This window comes from Microcoleus sp. LAD1_D5 (genome assembly GCF_036702115.1).
Taxonomy (GTDB): domain Bacteria; phylum Cyanobacteriota; class Cyanobacteriia; order Cyanobacteriales; family Microcoleaceae; genus Microcoleus.
This window is the reverse complement of the sequence record NZ_JAUBSA010000010.1, coordinates 86,626-102,389: the sequence shown is the minus strand read 5'-3', so window position 1 is coordinate 102,389 and position 15,764 is coordinate 86,626. Positions and strand designations below refer to the sequence as shown.

Here is a 15,764-nt window from a genome sequence, read left to right as displayed (position 1 = left end):
TCTCCTCTCTCCTGGGATAGTATTCGGTGGTTGTTTGTAGGTGACTTTACTTTTTAGATTAGGAGCTTCCGCTGCACATTGGGTAAAGTACCTCGCTCTTATCAAAACTTAACGCAACTTTAAAAACAGTAGATTGTCATACCAAAGACAGATGTGGTCTTTAACGGGAGAGCAGCGTATCAAACTTCAGCCGAGCAGTTTAGGGGCGTTGATTTGCATAGTTCTGGTTAAGATTAATGTGTTGTGGGCTACTGTAGATCCTCCTCTGCATCCATCCCTGACAACTAAAGCTAGGGAAGCATTTGTCAATCAGCAATTATGCTCAAAATTTACTCGGATTTTGCGTCGAAAACTCAGATTGGGGCGATCGAGGAATCATGCCGATCGCAATATTTATGCCCACTCACTCCCAAATCGCGAATTTTCCACTCCTAGAAAAGCAGTTATTTTGAGTAATCTTACTGATTGCAAATGAAATTAAGTCTTCAGTTGTTACCAATGCTCTGCACCTGAAATCGTCATTTACCACAAGTTTAAAAAAGTTGTCCTGCTAATGGATCGATTAAACAATGGAAAGTTTTATCCCTAAAAACTCTGAAGACTGTCACGGCTGGGCCTCCAAGCCAGACTTGTACAAAGAGCCGCAAGGAACCAAAGAATTACTGCTGACGATCGCCCACTCGATGCCGATGCCCCTGATCGTCAGCAGTCTGGCGGACAGCACAATTCTTTATAGCAACGATTTATGCCGTCAGGCTTTCGGGTTCACAGCATTCAAGTCGATCGAGCGCCAAAAAGCCGAAATGCTCTACCACAACCCCGCAGACCGTCAGGAACTGCTGGTGCGGCTCGCCCGCAACGGACTGGTCCGCGAGACAGAAGTCCGCCTCAAAAAAGGTGACGGCACGCTGTTTTGGGCAAGTGTATCGATGGGATATGTGACATTGCTGTCAGGAAAAGCTGTTCTGTCGGTGTTCAGCGATATTACGGATCGCAAGCGAGCGGCCGCGAAGGAGCAGGAATTGCTCACGTCAATCCACTTGCGGGCCCGCCAGCAAGCGGCCGTCGCTTACTTGGGGCAGCAGGCCCTGGCAGAAACAGATTTATCTGGACTGATGGACAAAGCGGCGGTTTTAATTGCTCAAACCCTGGACGTTGATTATTGCCAGTTGTTAGAACTGTTGCCCTCTGGTCATGCTTTTATGCTGCGAGCGGGGGTTGGCTGGCAGCCGGGCCTCGTCGGCAGCGCTACTGTTGCCGCTTCTGCCCGATCGCAAGCCGGTTACACATTGCTAGTGGGCGAACCGACAATCGTCGAAGATTTGCGGGTGGAAACGCGCTTTAGCGAGTTGCCACTGCTGCACAACCACCGGGCTGTCAGTGGCGTTACTGTGATCATTCCCGGCAATCGAGGACTGGGGAGCAACTGGGGACAACCAGAACCAACGAACAGTTCCTCCTCGCAGGCCTGGGGCATTTTGGGGGTTCATACCAGCCAAAGGCGGGTTTTCAGTCAAGATGATGTTTATTTTGTAGAAGCGATCGCCAACGTGTTAGCTGCGGCGATCGAGCGCATTTTATCGCAAGAGCGCTTACAAATGATGGAACGGGCGATCGAAAGTTGCAGTAACGGCATTGCAATCACCGACGCGACCGTTGCAGATAATCCGATTATTTATGTCAATCCCAGTTTTGAGCGGATCACCGGTTATCGCAGAGACGAGTTAATGGGAAAAAATTGCCGATTTTTGCAGGGCACCGACACGGACACCGCCGCTGCCAAACAATTGCGAATTGCGATTGAAGAAGGCAGAGAATCTCAAGTTATCTTGCGTAACTTTCGGAAAGACGGCACGCCTTTTTGGCACGAACTGTCGATCGCTCCGGTGTACAACTCGCGGCGACACTTAACCCACTTTATTGGAGTGCAAACAGACATTACCGACCGCCAGCGATCGGAAGAAGAATTATTTTTAAATTCTCAAGCTTTAGCAACTTTTAGCGCTAATCTCAAACACTTGCACCGGATTACAACTTATCATTATCAAAACTTTGAAGAACTGGTTGAGGATTATCTAACAGCAGGCTGTTTGATGTTTGGACTTTCTATGGGAATCATGGCTGAAGTTGACAGCGAGACTTTTATTGTCCGAGCAGCGAAAACAGATTTACAATACTTCGTGCGAGGCTTAGAATTGAACCTCAGCGATACTTACTGCGCGGCCGTCATTAAACTTAATAAAACAGTTGCGTATTCTCATATAGGAGGAGATATTGAGATGCGCGAACATCCTGCTTATCAGAATTGCCAGTCGGAATCTTACATCGGAACGCCGATATTTGTTAACAATAAAACTTACGGTACCTTGAGCTTTAGTTCGCGAGAGATCAAAAAAAGAAAGTTCAAGTACGAGGAAATAGAAATTATAGAATTGATGGCTCAAAGTATTGGCAAAATTCTGGCAGTTCACCTAATGGAAATCGAACGCCAGCAAGCCGAAAAAGAGCGCTGCGAGTTGATAGTATCTCTCAAAGAAAGTGAAGAACGCTATCGCCGTTTAGTAGAACTCTCTCCCGAAGCGATCGCCGTTCACAGTCAAGGGAAAATCGCCTACATCAATGCTGCCGGCGCGAAACTCCTCGGTGCGAGTTCTCCCGAGGCGCTAATCGGCTTTCCGGTACTGCATTTCGTCCATCCAAACTATGTGGAAACAGCCAGAGAGCGCATTCGGCTAGTCGAGCAAGAAAATCAGCCGCTCGACCTTGCCGAACAAAAACTGATGCGGCTCGACGGACAAATAATAGACGTTGAAATGGCCGGCATCCCCGCTACTTATCAAGGCTCCACTGCCGCCCAGATTATCATCCGAGATGTCACCGAGCGCAAGCGAGTAGAACAGCAACTGCTGCACGGCGCTTTTCACGATGCGCTGACGGGTTTGCCCAACCGCGTTTTGTTCATCGACAGGCTAGGACAAGCCATCCGCCGAGCCAATCAGTCCCCCGATTACAAATTTGGTTTACTTTTCCTAGATTTAGACCGCTTCAAAGTAGTTAATGATTCTTTAGGACACGTTTTAGGCGACAAACTGCTAATCGCCCTCGCGGAGCGACTGCAAACCTGCGTCCGGGTTTCTGATACCGTCGCCCGGCTGGGGGGAGACGAATTCACCATTCTGCTAGACCACATTCCGAGCCTCAGCGACGCTATCCTGGCAGCTAAAAAAATACAAAAAGAACTGACTAGGCCGTTTCATATCGAAGCGCACGAAGTATTTACCACCGCTAGCATTGGCATTGTTTTCAGTAGAGGCGAAGGAGCCGACAGTGGCCAATCGAATTCGTACACTCACCCCGAAGAATTCCTACGCGATGCTGACATTGCTATGTACCGTGCTAAAGCTTTGGGCAAGGCCCGGCACGAAGTGTTTAATTTGGCGATGCACGACCACACTATGTCGCTGTTGCAGTTAGAAACTGACCTGCGGTTGGCTATTTTGGGCAAGGAGGAATTAGGAGAGAGCAAGGATCAATGTTCGCACTTTATGTTGCACTACCAACCGATTGTTTCGCTCGCCAGCGGTGCGATCGAAGGTTTTGAGGCTTTGGTGCGCTGGTACCACCCGCTTCGGGGTCTAGTTCCGCCGTCTACTTTTATCCCTGTAGCTGAAGAAACAGGTTTGATCGTGCCTCTGGGAGCCTGGGTGCTGCGGGAAGCTTGTCAGCAATTGCGGATTTGGCAAGAAATGTTAACCGAGGAACAGGGAAGAAGTCGAATGGAAGTCGGAACAAGGCACTTCGACTCCCTTCGCCTTCACTCAGGGCAAGTCGCTCAGGGTAACAAAAAGGAAGAAGGCGCTTCGACTTCGCTCAGGGTAACAACAGGGAAGAGAGCAACGGGCAATGTAGGGGATTTAACTGATGTAACGGATACAGGGAATGAGGAACACGGAACTTGTACTGAGCGTAGCCCAAGTATTGGTCACAGGGAAGAAAGAATCGCTAAAAAATTACCAATTCCCGGTTACCAATTCCCGATTACCGATTTCCACTCCGCTATTACCAATTCCCAATTCCCCATTACCAATACTTCGGCTACGTTCAGTACAAGTTCCCAGGTACCAATTCCGAATTTTAAATTACCCATTATTGATCCTTCGCAATTAACAATGAGCGTCAATCTCTCTCCTAAACAGTTAGGTATGCCGAATTTAATCGAGGAAATCGATGACATTTTAGCAGAAACGGGCTGCGATCCAAGCTGTTTAAAATTGGAGATTACTGAAAGTGCGATCGTGGAAAATGTGAAGAAAGCCAATATTGTGCTAGCCCAATTAAAAAGTAGAAATATTCGATTGTCGATCGACGATTTCGGTACTGGCTATTCGTCTTTGAGTTACTTGCACCGTTTTCCGCTGGATACACTGAAGATCGATCGCTCTTTTGTGAGCCGCTTGGGGGCTGCCGAAAATGGTGACGACGGGGGTCAGCCTTTGCAGATTGTGAGGGCGATCGTAACTTTGGCTCACAATTTGGGATTAAATGCGATCGCCGAAGGTGTAGAGACAGGCGAACAGTTAGCACAGCTTCGAGAACTAGACTGCGAATTAGCTCAGGGATATTGGTTTTCTAAACCTTTGGACAGTTCCGCAGTGACAGAAATGCTGACCAATCTCGGTAATAGAGCAATTATGGACTGAGTGAGGGACAGATTGGTAAATAGTGCGTCACCCTGTGAAGACATTTTTGCTACAAACTCACAATCTCAAAACAGATGCACCAGGGAATAAATGGTGCATCAAAATTAGATTGTCGGTAATGATATCAAATCTGTTAGCATCGGAATTATTCATATATCTATTCTCTTCATCTGCGTGAATCCGCGTTAATCCCTTGTTATCTGCGGCCCGATAAATTCTCTTTTTTTAACCGCAGATGAGGGCAGATAAACACAGATTTACGCAGATGAATTCTATCAATTCCGGCTGCACCGTCCGTGATTGTTGACTATTGACTGGATTTTACGCCTGACGATGCTACCGGATTTGAGATGGTTGAAAATTCCCAGACTGACGCACAGTAACGCTTTCGCAATTGCCAATTGCCGATTACAACTTACCAATTCCCCATTAACAAGTAGCTTTGAGGGGAATCTCGATCGCCAATTCTGCACCCTGTCCCGGCGAAGAAGTGCATTTCAGCGACCCGTTGTGTCTGTCTGTAACAATTTGATAGCTAATCGACAAGCCCATCCCAGTGCCTTTACCCACAGGTTTAGTGGTAAAAAACGGGTCAAAAAGCCGAGTGCCGACAGTCTCCGGTATTCCCGGCCCGTTGTCAGCAATCCGAATGATTACCTTGCCCGCTGGCGATATTTCAGTGCGGATGCGGATGTGGCTCGGCTGTTCCCGCATTTCCTCAGCAGAACGCCGCAGATCCCGTTCTTCCAAAGCATCCAAAGCATTGCTCAAGATGTTCATAAATACTTGATTTAACTGTCCGGCATAACATTCTACTAAGGGCAGTTGAGCGTATTCTTTAATCACCTCAATTTCGGGATGATTGTGTTTAGCTTTGAGCCGGTGCTGCAAAATCATCAGGGTGCTATCTATGCCGTCGTGGATGTTGACTGCTTTCATTTCCGCTTCGTCCATGCGGGAAAATGTGCGGAGAGAAGCAACTATTTGTTGAATTCTGTCTGCACCGACTTTCATTGAAGAAAGCAACTTTGGTAAGTCTTCCATCAGAAATTCAAGTTCAATATTGTCTATTTCCTCTTGAATTTCCGGGACGGGATCGGGATAGTGATTTTGGTAAAGTTCGATTAGGTGTAGCAAGTCTTGGGTATAGTCGTTGGCGTGGGTGAGGTTGCCGTAAATAAAGTTAACTGGGTTGTTGATTTCGTGGGCTACTCCTGCCACCAGTTGACCGAGAGATGACATTTTTTCGTTTTGAATTAACTGCGATTGAGCGCTGGTTAATTGCTGCAAAGTTTGCTCTAATTCGCGAGCTTTATTGCGAGTTTGGGCGTAAAGATCGGCTTGGTTGAGGGCGATCGCCAATTGAACTGTAACTGCTTGCAATAATTCTACTTCGCCCTCACTCCAGGGTCGCACAGCAGCGGAGTGGGCGCAGGTAACAACGCTCACTACTCCCGAAAGTGCCTGTATCGGAATTGCCAACACAGATCGGTAGCCCAGAGAGTTAAGAGACCTTCTCCAAACATGATCTGCCACTGTTTCGACATCATCCACCTGCAGCATTTCCATATGCAAGAGCTTTTCTCCCATAGAAGCTAAGTCGGAAGCTTGATAGCAACCTATTAAATCGGGAAGTTCGGGGAGGCGAGATTCTTTAATAATTTCCCAGAAAGCATCCTCCCCGTCGCCACGATACCAGGCAAAATTGCAGCGATCGATCTGCAGGAAAGCGCGAATTTCTTGGACGGCGACAGCAATAATGCTGTCGAAATCGAGGGAATTGCGAATTTGAGCGGTGAGACTGTTGAGCAATTTTTCTCGCTCTGCCTGCTGTCTGAGTCGGGCTTCCGATCGCCTCAAGGCAATTTCTCCCCGCTTGCGATCGGTAATGTCTTCAGTGACAGCTAATAGATATTGCGGTTTGCCATCAGCATCGAGTATTGCTGTTTTCTTTGTGTGAAATATTCGCGATTCTCCTTGGCCCGTTTCAATCTCTTCTTCGGCGATTTCTACAATTTGCCCGCAGTTGAGCACTTCCCGGTCTTTGGCGGTGAAAACATCAGCTTGTTCTTTTGGGAAACAGTCGTAATCATTTTTGCCCATAACTTCTGCTGCACTGAAACCAAGCAACTCTTCGGCTACTGGGTTCCACAGTACAAACCGCAGTTCTTGGGCCTCCTTGGCAACTACTGCGACGGGTATGGTGTTGAGCACGGATTCCATAAACTGTTGAGCCTGTTGCAGTTCTGCTTCTGCCTGTTTGCGATCGCTAATATCTCGGACGTTGGCAATGATGCTGAGATTGCCGTTGAGATGAATTCTGGACAGGGCAATTTCTGCATCAAAAGTTGAACCGTCGTTGGGACGCCTCGCTTTCCATTCCACGCGGGGTGTTTCGCCTGCTAATACTCTTTCCCACAGTTCTCCCATTTGTTCAATGGGATTGTCGCCGCTTGAATAGTCGTTTTTAATTGATAATTTTGTTGCTTGTTCGGGGCTAACTCCGTACATTTCTAACATTCGATTATTGACATCGAGAATGTTGCCTTCTAAATCGTGAATCAAGATAGCATCGTAGACATTGTTAAATATTGTTCGCAGGTTTTGCTCGGAAACTTGCAGCGCTGCTTCTGCCTGTTTGCGATCGCCAATTTCTTGTTCTAACTGGGCGACTGCTTGGGAAAGTTCGGCCGTGCGATCGCTCACTCTGTCTTCTAACTCGACTGCTGCTTGCCGTAGTGCTGCTTCGGCGACTTTGCGATCGGTAATGTCAAGCGCCGTACCGAACAATTTTAGCACTTTGCCACTGGCATCGGTTTCGGCGCGGCCTACGGCGTTGAGATGCCGCAGCGTGCCGTCGGGACGGCAAAGGCGGAGGTCCAAATCAAAGGGGATGCCTGCTGCGAGTCCCCGCTGCACTTGAGTCTGCCACAATTCCAAATCTTCTGGATGGATCAGAGCGATCTGTTCGGCTAGGTTGGGGGCAAAGGCGGCCGGTTCGAGTCCGAAGATGCGGAAGAGTTCCTCTGACCAAGTGACGGTTCCCATTGTTGCGTCGAGTTCCCAATTACCGACGTGGGCGAGTCTCTGGGCTTCTTTTAGCTGCCGCTGGCTGTTGCGGATGGCTGTTTCGGCAACTTTGCGATCGGTAATGTCGAACAATACGCCACAAAATATTATTTCGCCACTCTCGTTGCGGGTGGGCATGGAGTCGCCCTGCCACCAGCGAATTTCGCCGTCGGGCTTGACTAACCGCCCTTCATAGTGCCACAGGGAAAGGTTTTCTACGGCTTCGGAGACGGAGGCGATGTAGCTTTCCAAGTCTTCGGGGTGGACGCGGGAAATGAATGTATTCATGTCTTGCGTCATTTCGGCTGCTGTGACGCCGCTGATATCGAAGATGCGATCGCTCATGTAGTCAATGCGCCAAACTCCGTCGCGGTTGCAAAACTGGAACAAGGCTCCGGGCATGGTGGCTGCGATCGTCCGAAACTTGGTTTCGCTGACGCTGAGTGCGGCAAAAGTCTGTTGCAGTTCGGCCGTGCGTGCTTCTACTCTGCGCTCTAGTTCTGCGTTGGCGTGTTGCAATGCGGCTTCTGCGCGCTTGCGATCTGTAATGTCGGTGGCTGTACCGGTGGTGCCGAGGAAGTTGCCGGTTTCATCGTAGAGGGCGATCGCGTTAAACATCAAATGTTTCATGCTGCCGTCTTTGGCAAGGTGGGTGCTTTCGTACTGGAAAACTGATTCTCCGGCAAACAGGCGGGCGAAAACTTCTAAATCTTTCTGGCTTTGTTCTGGTGTCGCAAAGTCGGAGAACGGCCTACCGATCATTTCTTCTGGTTCGTAACCGTAGATGTACTTAACTGCTGGGTTGACGAAGGTGTAGCGTCCTGAAGCATCGACCGACCAAATCATGTCTTGGGAGGTTTCTACCAGGCTACGGTATTTGGTTTCGCTGGCTTTGACGGCTTCTTCTGCTTGTTTGCGTTCCGTCATGTCGCGGGATACACCGACAGTCATGGCAACTTGGCCATCTTGATTGCGGATGGGTGTTTTGACTGTGCTGAACAGCCGCACTTCTCCGTCGTAGCGCGTCACCGGTTCTTCGGAAATGTGCAAAGTCTCTCCAGTTTCAAAAACGAAGGCGTCATCTTTGATGTACTGGAGAGTATTGTCGGGATCGGCGAAAGGTGCGTCTACGAGGCCTTGAAGTTCCTGTTCAGTCATGCCGTAATAGTGGCGGAACGCTTGATTTGCCCAAAGAATTTTGGATTTGGGGCCTTTGACTAATACCATATCGCCGATCGAGTCGAGAATTTGGTGATATTTTTGCTCGCTGTCGCGGAGTTTCTGCTGCGCGACTTCGATTTCTGCTATTTGCCTCTGGGTTTGCAAGTGCAGTTCGGCTTGGTGGATGGCAATTGCTAAATGGTCGCCTACTTGTCTAGCAAATTCGATTTCGTCTTCTTGCCACTGGCGGGGTTGACCGCAGGAGTGAATGCACAGCAATCCCCACAAATGTTTTCCTTGCAGTAGGGGTACGACTAAGTTTGCTCGGATTTGAAATCGCTTGAGGATTTTGAGGTGGCACGGGCTCAACCGGGCTTTGTAGATGTCCGTGACTGCTTGAACGTAACCTTTGGCATAGTGGGTGGCAAATTGTTCGCCGAAGCAGTAGTCGCGGACTCTGGTTCCCAAAGATGGGCTGTATTGGGGCAGTACGTCTTCGGACACTACTTCGCCCTCATTCCATTCCGATTCGGGAAGAAAGCGGTAGACGGCGACTCGATCGGCATTTAGGAGTTGCCGGACTTCGGTGGCTGTGATTTTGAATATTGTTTCTAAGTCTAGGGATTCACGAATTTTGCTAATAACTCCCATCAGCGCTTGCAGCTTTTTGAACCAGGTTTGAGACTGCGTTTCTCTTTCTAGGTGAGCTAGTTTCTCCCGCAGGTTGATTACTTCGTGATACAGGTATTCATGAAACATAATTCTTTTTATTTAGTTATTTTGCGTTTTGGTATCGAGGTTGATGGCATCTCAATAGCGCTCTGCAAGTTGAGCCTGGTAACTCAAAAAGGCAAAGAACATATTCTCTTCCTTCTGCTCCACTTAGCAGCTACTCACGCTGCATTTCCGTATTTTTTCTAGATTGAATGGTCAATCGAGCATCTTAGCTCCTGTATATTTACTGAAAAAAGGCATAACTTGCTACGTCATAAATTGTCAATTATTGATAAGTATGATAACAAAACTTACACATAAACCCGGTTTCTTAACGTAATTAAGTCCGGGAAGTTCCGAAAGTGGAAACAAGAAACCCGGTTCCATTGCGCGATCGGGAGGAGCGTCCCTGACTAATGTTGACATTTTTTTTGCTTCCCTTCGGTTGCAATTGTCACCTTTTTATTATTACCGCCAAAAGGATAATTTTCGTATAAACTCGCATTTCCCTTTCTACCTTTAAAGTGCAACCGTGTGGTTCTGCCATACTATCGCGAGTGAGAGATAACCCAAAACCAACTGCTTGTTGGTTTAGTCAAGAAAACATGGAAGATTATTGCTTAAATTTTTAGAGAAATTCCGATGCCATTGTCGCGAAGAAAAAATTTAACTGGTTTTGCCAATTTTTGCTCTATTACCAAAAATTTTAGAGTACAATGTTGTGTTTATCGCTCGGTTCATTGCTACCCATTTTTCTGCTTTTGAAATACAGCATAACAAGCATGATTAATAATATTTATCAAAGCGAAGTTTAAATCCTCGAAGCCAACTTACGACAGCGCTCGCCCTGTCATACTCAATATAAGTTATTATATTGAAGTGGCTAGCAGGCTGCTGTGATCGACGAATTGCTACAAGCTTAAGAAGCAGTTTTCAGTATTGCCTTCGCTTCCTCAATATTTTGGGCAACCAATTTGCCCGACTCGATAAAGGCTGCTCTTTCAGTATCGCTGAGTTCGAGTTCCACTATTTGTTCGACTCCCTGATATCCCAAGCGGGAGGGCACTCCTAAAAAGATATCTTGCACGCCGTATTCGCCGTGCAAATAAACGCAGCAAGGCAACAGTCGCGACTGATTAAATAAAATAGATTCTACCATCAAACAGACAGAAGATGCGGGGGCAAAATAAGCACTACCACTCTTCATCAATTCTACAATTTCTGCGCCGCCGTGGCGAGTCCGCTGTACGAGTCGATCGATCGCCCCAGCATCCATAAGTTGATTGATGGGAATACCGTTGACAGTAGAATAGCGGGGCAAAGGAACCATCAAATCGCCATGAGAACCGATGACAGTTGCATTGACTTCAGCATTTGAAACGCCCAATTCCATGGCAATAAAAGTTTGAAAGCGGGCGGAGTCGAGAACTCCCCCCATACCCATGACTCGGTTTTTTGGCAAATCCGCTGCTTCCCAAGCTAAATAAGTCATGATATCTAGGGGATTTGTGACTGTGATTAAGATTGCTTCGGGAGAATGCTCGATCGCCTGTTTTGTAGCTTCCGTGACAATTCGAGCATTGATTTTAATTAAATCTTCTCGATTGATACCGGGTTTGCGCGGAACTCCGGCGGCAATTACTATGATATTTGAGTTTGCCGTATCTGTATAATCATTTGTACCGACAATTTGGCGATCGTGGCGTTCCACTCCCCTGGCTTCCATCAAATCCAAAGCAACGCCCTGTGGCCAACCCTCCACAATATCTAGCAATACTACATCTGCCAGATTTTTCTCAGCAATTCGCTGGGCTAACGTACTGCCGACTTTGCCTGCACCAATAATTGATACGCGGTTTGATGGAGAATTCATTGGATTTTAGATTTTAGATTTTAGATTTTAGCAATCAGCTTAATTCGGGAAAGGTGCGCGGTGTGCACCCTTCGCTACATTAAGAACCGTGATGTTTAGTTTTGGTGAGTTACTTAAAATCTTCGAGTTGGTCTACCCGCAGCCAAATATTGGGGGTGGGTACTTTGCCAAATTTGACGAAGGCATAGTCGCCGCGAACATCCATCACTTCGCCCTTTGTTTCAAATATATACGAGGAAAAGCGCTGGTCGCTGGCTTTGGCTTCTAGACTGTTTTCCAATTTTTCGCGTACAGCGCGAACTATACTGCCTTTTTTGATTGCCATAACTTGCTTTGTTTAGTTTAAAAAACTATACAAATTTTAATCTAGATTGGCCTTGAAAGTCACTCGGCGATTGAAATCGCTACTAAACAAACGAAGTCCGCCTACGCGGACTAATGAATAAAGGGGTGCGATTCCTGAGGTAAATCTAAAATCTAAAGCCTAAAATCCATTGACTGCTTCCTATGTCTGACAAATGGGGCAAAAATGAGTCGATCGCCCTGCTAATTTTATCCGATCGATAGTTGTGGAGCAAGTGCGGCAGGGTTGACCGGCGCGATTGTACACCCAAGCGACGCCACCGTAGTTGCCGTTGACACCTTGGACGTTGAGAAAATTGCTAAAAGTGGTGCCACCGGAGTCGATCGCCTTCTGTAAAACTTGAATAATAGCTGTATGGATGCGCCCAATTTGCTCTGCGGTCAAATCCGCGCACAGAGTTGTGGGCATCACTCCCGACAAAAACAAAGTTTCGTCTGCGTAAATATTGCCCAAACCAGCTATCAGTGCCTGGTCTAGCAAAGCTGTTTTTATGGGTCGCGCCCGCCGTTGCAGCTTGCGGGTCAAATATTCTGTTGTAAACTCGTCGGAAAACGGTTCGGGGCCTAAGAGTTTCAGACCGATGACAGTGCTGGAAACCTCGGTTTCTGGCGGCACGTACCACATTTGCCCGAAGGTGCGCTGGTCTACAAACCGCAGTTCTTGGTTTCCCTCAAAAAACAGCCGCACTCGCGCGTGTTTTTGCAGGGGTTCGGATCGGTTCACCCACAGCAGTTGCCCGGTCATTCGCAGGTGAACGCCCAACCAACCGGCTTTTGAAGGAAGGAGGAAGGAAGAAGGAAGAGGGGAAGACCTTGGAGTTTGATCCCTAAATTCTCCCCCTTTCCCCTTCTCTCTTTCTCCTTCTGGGAATTGAGATAGTTCTGCCAGTAGATATTTGCCGCGTCTGTACCAGCGGGCGATCGACTTTCCTTTGAGTTTTGTCAAAAAATCGGTCGCAGAGATTGAGCGGGCGATCGTGCTGTTTAACAACACGTCCCCGCCCAACATTTCTCGATCGAGGGTTGCTTGATTCAAACCCCGGCAAATAGTTTCAACTTCTGGCAGTTCTGGCACAATTAGCGTTGTTCTGTTCCTTGACCTTGAGGCGAACCTTGGACGGTGCCGGGGGTTTCGGAGCCCGCTTTGCTGTCCGCGGTAGTTTTCGGCTGCTGCGAGGGGCTACCCTGGCCGGTTTGCCGAGTTTTCTCGTCGAGCGTGGTTTGTTTGCCGCCGGAAGCTACTGGAGTCCCTGTTTTCGATTTTGCTGTAGGTCCTGCCACTACCACTAATTCGCTTTCGGCGTAGTTGTTGGTGTTGACGCCTGCATAATTTACGTTGTTAAAGCGAACGATAACTGGGTATTTAATGCCGCTTTGGTCTACCGTAGCAACGGTGCCCACTTGTTGATACCAGTAGGATTCTTTGCGGAGAATCCGGACTGTAGAACCGCGTTGAACCATGAGCTTTTTTTCCTTTGCGATGAATAAACGGATCAAGCCATTTTTTTTACTCTAGTCGATCGCGCGACGCATTTAAAGTCTGCAACGGATTTTTTACCTCTCACGTCGTTTTTTGTCTGCTGTTTGTAAAGAAAAGTAAATACTTTGCTAGGGCGATCGCTGCGGTTGCAAAATAAATAAACCCACATTATCCGTCAAATAAAAGCAGTACGATCGAGTTGAAAACAAACTTTACAAATAGTTGTGAATTGCTACAGTTTAATGTTCTGGGAAATTCTGATAAGTTATGACTGAACCTCACGCAACAGTAATACTCGCGATTAGTGCGGACGGTAAAATAGCAGATGCAGTCCGATCGCCCGCGAGATTCGGTTCTGCCAACGACAAATCCCACCTCGAACAGCAAGTAGCAGCAAGTGACGCCGTTTTGTTCGGCAACGGCACGTTACAGGCTTATGGGACGACGATGAGAGTGATTTCGCCGGAATTGCTCAAACAGAGGGAACTGCAAGGGAAGCCCCCACAACCGGTGCAAATTGTGTGTTCGCGATCGTCCCAATTTGACCCAAACTTGCGATTTTTTCAGCAACCGGTACCTCGCTGGCTGCTGACGGGGCAAGACAGTAGGGAAACGGCATTGCCGTCTCCTCTTCCGACGAAAGACGGGGAAACGGCGATGTTTCCCTACCCCATGACAAACAGTAAGTTCGATCGAATTATCTATGCGAAAACCGCAGGTGGAGAGATTGATTGGATTGATGCGTTTCAACAGCTAGCAAGCTTCGGTATCAAACGCTTGGCGATTCTGGGTGGGGGAAAACTCGTAGCGTCTGTGCTGGCTGGAGGCTTGGTAGACGAACTTTGGCTGACGGTGTGCCCGTTAATTTTGGGCGGGGCGGATGCACCGACACCAGTGGAGGGAAAGGGTTTTTTGGCGGATGTAGCTTTGAAATTGGAACTGTTGGCGGTTAAACAGGTGGGACAAGAGGTATTTTTGCATTATCGGGTCGATCGGTAGTCCCGCATTTTAACTGGTTCCCCGGCAGAGGCTGTTAACAAATGTCGAACAGGGGAAATTATATTAACTTAAATGAAGTTCGATCGCTCTACGCTCAAATCTCCCTATGCTGAAACAGCCAAAACCTGAATATTCTGTAGCCTGGATTAGCAAAATAGGCGAAATCCCGCAAGCGTCGTGGGATGCCTTGGCGATGCCACTAAAAACTCCATTTCTCGAATGGGATTGGCTTAACAATCTCGAAGTCTCGGGCAGTGCGACAGGTAAAACCGGTTGGCTACCGCATCACTTAACAGTCTGGCGAGACAAACAGTTGATTGCTTGTGCCCCACTTTATGTCAAAAGTCACAGCTACGGCGAATTTGTATTCGATAATCAGTGGGCCGATTTAGCCCAACGTTTGGGTGTTCACTATTATCCGAAATTGATGGGAATGACGCCGTTTACTCCGGCTGAAGGCTATCGGTTTTTGATTGCCGAGGGGGAAGATGAAGACGAGTTAACGGGAGTAATGGTAAGCGCGATCGACCATTTTTGCGATCGCCACAATATCTCCGGTTGCAATTTCCTTTATGTCGCTCCCGAATGGCGCGAAAGAATGGAACGCCACGGTTTCAGCAGTTGGCTGCACCACAGCTATATTTGGCAAAATCAAGGCTATCAAAATTTTGACAATTATTTAGGCGCATTTAATGCCAACCAGCGCCGCAATATCAAGCGCGAACGCAAAGCAGTTGACCAAGCTGGTTTGTTGGTAAAAACGCTGACTGGCGATGAAATTCCACAAGCCATGTTTGGTCAAATGTATGCTTTTTATGAGAATACTTGCGACAAATTTGGTTGGTGGGGCAGCAAGTATCTGACTAAGCGATTTTTTGAACAGTTGCACCACAATTATCGCGATCGAGTTTTATTTGTAGCCGCCTACGACAAGGAAGATGAGAGACAGCCGGTGGGTATGTCTTTTTGTTTGTATAAGGGCGATCGACTGTACGGGCGTTATTGGGGAAGTTTGCAGGAAATCGACTGCTTGCACTTCGATGCTTGCTACTATACGCCGATCGAATGGGCGATCGATCACGGCATCCAAAGCTTCGATCCGGGGGCCGGTGGCAGGCACAAAAAACGGCGCGGCTTTCCAGCTACGCCAAATTATAGTTTGCACCGATTTTATAACAACCGTCTTGCCCAAATTCTCAAGTCTTATATCGGTCAAATCAACGAAAGAGAACAGGAAGAAATTGATGCAGTCAACGAGGATTTACCTTTTACTAAGTTACCTCCTTTGTTACTCGGCGAGTGACGGTTGACTGGGGATTGGGAAGTGGAAATTAGTAACAGCCCCTCGGTGTCAACCTAATACTAAAACCCTGTGTATATCTCGTTTGTATCGAAGTTTCGATCC

9 protein-coding genes are annotated in these 15,764 nt (G+C 47.7%); 4 read left to right on the top strand and 5 right to left on the bottom strand.

Annotation, left to right across the window (positions count from 1 at the left end; all coding sequences use genetic code 11):
- Positions 1-151 precede the first annotated feature (151 nt).
- Together QUA70_RS07350 and QUA70_RS07345 are read left to right on the top strand one after the other, a co-directional pair.
- Entirely contained in the window at positions 152-475 is a 324-nt protein-coding gene (locus QUA70_RS07350) for a hypothetical protein (protein WP_333410354.1), read from the top strand.
- A 94-nt stretch (positions 476-569) separates the two neighbouring features.
- Positions 570-4,700 carry an EAL domain-containing protein gene (locus QUA70_RS07345; protein WP_333345882.1) on the top strand — a complete coding sequence of 1,377 codons (4,131 nt, stop codon included), beginning with the start codon at positions 570-572 and terminating at the stop codon, positions 4,698-4,700.
- Between the two features lie 429 nt (positions 4,701-5,129).
- Here the strand turns inward: QUA70_RS07345 and QUA70_RS07340 are convergent, their stop codons facing one another.
- From QUA70_RS07340 to QUA70_RS07320, 5 genes are all read right to left on the bottom strand, one after another.
- Positions 5,130-9,689 (bottom strand): PAS domain S-box protein, encoded by a 4,560-nt coding sequence (locus QUA70_RS07340; protein ID WP_333324959.1) that lies wholly within the window; start codon positions 9,687-9,689, stop codon positions 5,130-5,132.
- Positions 9,690-10,563: 874 nt separating this feature from the next.
- Positions 10,564-11,517 carry a malate dehydrogenase gene (gene mdh / locus QUA70_RS07335; RefSeq protein ID WP_333324961.1) on the bottom strand — a complete coding sequence of 318 codons (954 nt, stop codon included), beginning with the start codon at positions 11,515-11,517 and terminating at the stop codon, positions 10,564-10,566.
- A 109-nt stretch (positions 11,518-11,626) separates the two neighbouring features.
- The gene (locus QUA70_RS07330; protein WP_015178120.1) at positions 11,627-11,842 is read right to left on the bottom strand and encodes an NAD(P)H-quinone oxidoreductase subunit O; all 216 of its coding nucleotides are present in this window, start codon (positions 11,840-11,842) and stop codon (positions 11,627-11,629) included.
- Positions 11,843-12,022: 180 nt separating this feature from the next.
- Positions 12,023-12,955, bottom strand: coding sequence for a DNA-formamidopyrimidine glycosylase (locus tag QUA70_RS07325; RefSeq protein ID WP_333324963.1), 933 nt, complete (start codon positions 12,953-12,955; stop codon positions 12,023-12,025).
- A 2-nt stretch (positions 12,956-12,957) separates the two neighbouring features.
- Complete coding sequence (locus QUA70_RS07320; protein ID WP_333324965.1) at positions 12,958-13,341, bottom strand: photosystem I reaction center subunit IV; 384 nt, start codon at positions 13,339-13,341, stop codon at positions 12,958-12,960.
- A gap of 286 nt (positions 13,342-13,627) precedes the next feature.
- Between QUA70_RS07320 and QUA70_RS07315 the strand changes: the two genes are divergently transcribed.
- Positions 13,628-14,359 carry a dihydrofolate reductase family protein gene (locus QUA70_RS07315; protein ID WP_333324967.1) on the top strand — a complete coding sequence of 244 codons (732 nt, stop codon included), beginning with the start codon at positions 13,628-13,630 and terminating at the stop codon, positions 14,357-14,359.
- 106 nt (positions 14,360-14,465) lie between these two features.
- Positions 14,466-15,662: a GNAT family N-acetyltransferase gene (locus QUA70_RS07310; protein WP_333345885.1), complete on the top strand. Its 1,197-nt coding sequence runs from the start codon at positions 14,466-14,468 to the stop codon at positions 15,660-15,662.
- Positions 15,663-15,764 lie beyond the last annotated feature (102 nt).